The organism is Mycobacterium sp. (genome assembly GCF_049281135.1).
In the GTDB taxonomy this organism is placed as follows: Bacteria; Actinomycetota; Actinomycetes; order Mycobacteriales; family Mycobacteriaceae; genus Mycobacterium.
Genome location: NZ_JBAPRN010000344.1, coordinates 1 through 2,781, shown reverse-complemented (window position 1 = coordinate 2,781; position 2,781 = coordinate 1). Strand labels below are relative to the sequence as shown.

Here is a 2,781-nt window from a genome sequence, read left to right as displayed (position 1 = left end):
CGACGGCGTAGGTCCACGTTGGCCCTGGTATTTCGACCCGACGCTCGCGCTCCCGTAAGGATTCTCTGCGGGACTGGTCAGCCGCAGGATGCACAGCTGGCCGATTTTCATGCCCGGCCACAGCGTGATCGGCAGGTTGGCGACGTTGGAGAGTTCCAGGGTGATGTGACCGCTGAAGCCAGGGTCGATGAAGCCGGCGGTCGAATGGGTGAGCAGTCCCAGGCGCCCGAGCGACGATTTGCCCTCCAGCCGTCCCGCTAAATCCTCCGGCAGCGTGCACGTCTCCAGCGTGGAGCCGAGCACGAACTCGCCGGGATGCAGCACAAACGGTTCGCCCTCAGCCGGTTCCACCAAGCTGGTCAGCTCATCCTGTTGCTGCGCGGGGTCGATGTGGGTGTACCGCGTGTTGTTGAAAACCCGAAACAAAGTATCGAGTCGGACGTCGACGCTCGACGGCTGCACCAAGGCATCGTCGAAGGGATCAATTCCCAACCGCCCAGCGGCGATTTCGGCTCTGAGGTCGCGATCGGAGAGCAGCACGCGACGAGCGTAGCCGCTCCCCCGCCAAGGGCGATCTCGACGAACAATGCGACCAATTCGACGTCCTCGCCTCTGGCGTGCCGCCAACCCGCCGACGCGCAAATAATGCCGCGAGCGAATCCGATTCTTAAGTCAAAGTGTCCACAACATGAACTGTGAGTGTTATCACTATGAACTATGGATGCTATTCAGATGAACGCCGGTGATCATACGATCCATCCGGCTCGCCGGTCGCACAACCACATGCTGCGGGTGCAGCTGGCCGGTATCGCCGAATCAATTGTCGGCGCCGCTCTTGCACTGGCACCGCAGGCCAGTGCAGATGGTCAGGACGACAACTTCCTGGCACTGCTGGCTCAGGCAGGTGTTCCTGCCCACGACAACATTCCGTCTGTGATCGACTACGGTCACCAGGTTTGTCAGGCGCTTGACGGCGGAGAGTCACCGTCAGCGGTGGTAGACACATTGGCGAACCACGGTTATGGCGAAGACCCCTCTCATGATCTCGGCCAGTACCACCGCACTATGGTCCGATTCGTCAGGGCCTCAGTGACAGCTTTCTGTCCGGGGCACCAGGGAACGTTGGGTTCCGTAGCGGGGTCAAGCGGAAAGCCCCGTATAGCGCTCGTCGGGCAGTCGATTCCAAACCCACCGCAGATTCCGCCGCTACCGGCGATCAAGTTGCTGGTACCACCTGCTGCGGCACCGTCGCCGGCACCGAAACAGGCACCGCCACCGAAGCAGGTGCCGCCACCTCCGCCACAGGTGGTAGAACCACCCGCGGCCGGAACTCAGGGGGGCGCGGGTGATGGAGGCACCGGCAGCGGCATCAACGGGGGTGGAAGTAATAGTGGGAGTGTCCCGGCGGAACCTGCACCGCAACCCCCGGAAGGCCACATTGTCTTAGCCCCGTAAGGTTCCGAACTTCTTTTCGTGGTAGCTCGTCTCGATCAACGAAAAGCACCTACTGATCACCCCTTCGAGCACTGAGGTGGGCTGCCCACGGATCCGAACGGAGCTGCGGGGAATTCGGACCAGGCGAGTAATCCTGTCCTTCCGCTTACCTTCACCAGATCCGGTCCGAACGTCGGGACGGCTCGCTCGGGCAGCAGGTGATAGGCAACGAGTTATTCACCTGGTCCCGTTATCTTTTGCGCGTGAGGATGAGTTCTGCAACGAAATCTCTGCTACCGGGCGCTGACCCGGCTCGCCGAGCACCGAGATCCATGAGGAGTTCGTCGATAGCCACCGCCTGCTTCCTAGCGATCGTTATCGGCGGAGTTCCTATGCTTAGATGCACTCCGGCCCACGCGAGCGGTTGGCACGACATCACGCTGACGTTCGTTCGGCACGCTCAGTCGGCGAGCAACGCCGCAGGGATCATTGACACCTCAACGCCTGGGCCGGAATTGACCCCCAAAGGCTGGTGTCAGGCCGCGCAGTCCGCTGGTCCCTTGAGCGCCAACCACTACGACGGCGTTTACGCCTCCACCATGGTCCGTACTCAGGAGACGGCAAAGGCAACTGCGGAGGCGCTCGGCGAACCGGTTGGTGTGCTTGCTGGCTTGCGCGAAATAGAGGCCGGCGACTACGAGGGCCAGCCCGAGGCCAGCGCCAGAACATTTCTCGGGGCTCCCATGCAATGGCTCAACGGCGACCGCAACGCACAGATCCCCGGATCCCTCGACGGCGACGGATTTGAGGCACGATTTAGTGAAGCGGTCGAGCAGATCTACAACAGCGGCCAAACAAAACCCGTCGCATTCTCACACGGCGGCGCAATCATGATTTGGGTGCTAATGAATGTGCATAACCCTGATCAATCGTTGCTGACAACTACCCCGCTCCCCAATCTTGGCCGTGTAGTAATACGCGGCAATCCCAACGATGGTTGGACCCTGCAAGAGTGGAACGCGGATCCTCCCCCATGCTGAGCCGCAGAGCGTGACCCGGGCGCCACGACGTGGCGGTAGCTGCGAATCCGTAGCGTCTTTCAATGGGGTGCGGGTGAAGATCGCCACATCGCGGCAGCGGAGTCGAAAGCTTGCGGCTACCGCCGCGCCGCGGACCCAGGGCAGTTGCGCGCGTACAGGATCCACGGCGTCCCACCCGAGGGTAAAGCAGTCAAACCCCGATTGGCGCCGCTTCGTCGCTTCGTCGACACCGAGACTTTATTTAATCTATGATAAAATTTTGCCACTTGCAGGCTTGGGCCGACGTGTTCCTCGTACAGTCCGGGCT

Annotated in this window: 3 protein-coding genes; 2 read left to right on the top strand and 1 reads right to left on the bottom strand. The window is 61.3% G+C overall.

From position 1 onward, the window contains the following. A partial coding sequence (gene dcd / locus WAN02_RS13890) for a dCTP deaminase (protein WP_422264776.1) occupies positions 1-540 on the bottom strand: 540 nt, incomplete at its 3' end. A 177-nt stretch (positions 541-717) separates the two neighbouring features. On the opposite strand from dcd, the gene WAN02_RS13885 reads away from it, so the two are divergent. Together WAN02_RS13885 and WAN02_RS13880 are read left to right on the top strand one after the other, a co-directional pair. Then, positions 718-1,455: a DUF732 domain-containing protein gene (locus WAN02_RS13885; RefSeq protein WP_422264775.1), complete on the top strand. Its 738-nt coding sequence runs from the start codon at positions 718-720 to the stop codon at positions 1,453-1,455. A gap of 311 nt (positions 1,456-1,766) precedes the next feature. Then, positions 1,767-2,474, top strand: a complete 708-nt coding sequence (locus WAN02_RS13880) for a histidine phosphatase family protein (RefSeq protein ID WP_422264774.1) — start codon at positions 1,767-1,769, stop codon at positions 2,472-2,474. Positions 2,475-2,781 lie beyond the last annotated feature (307 nt).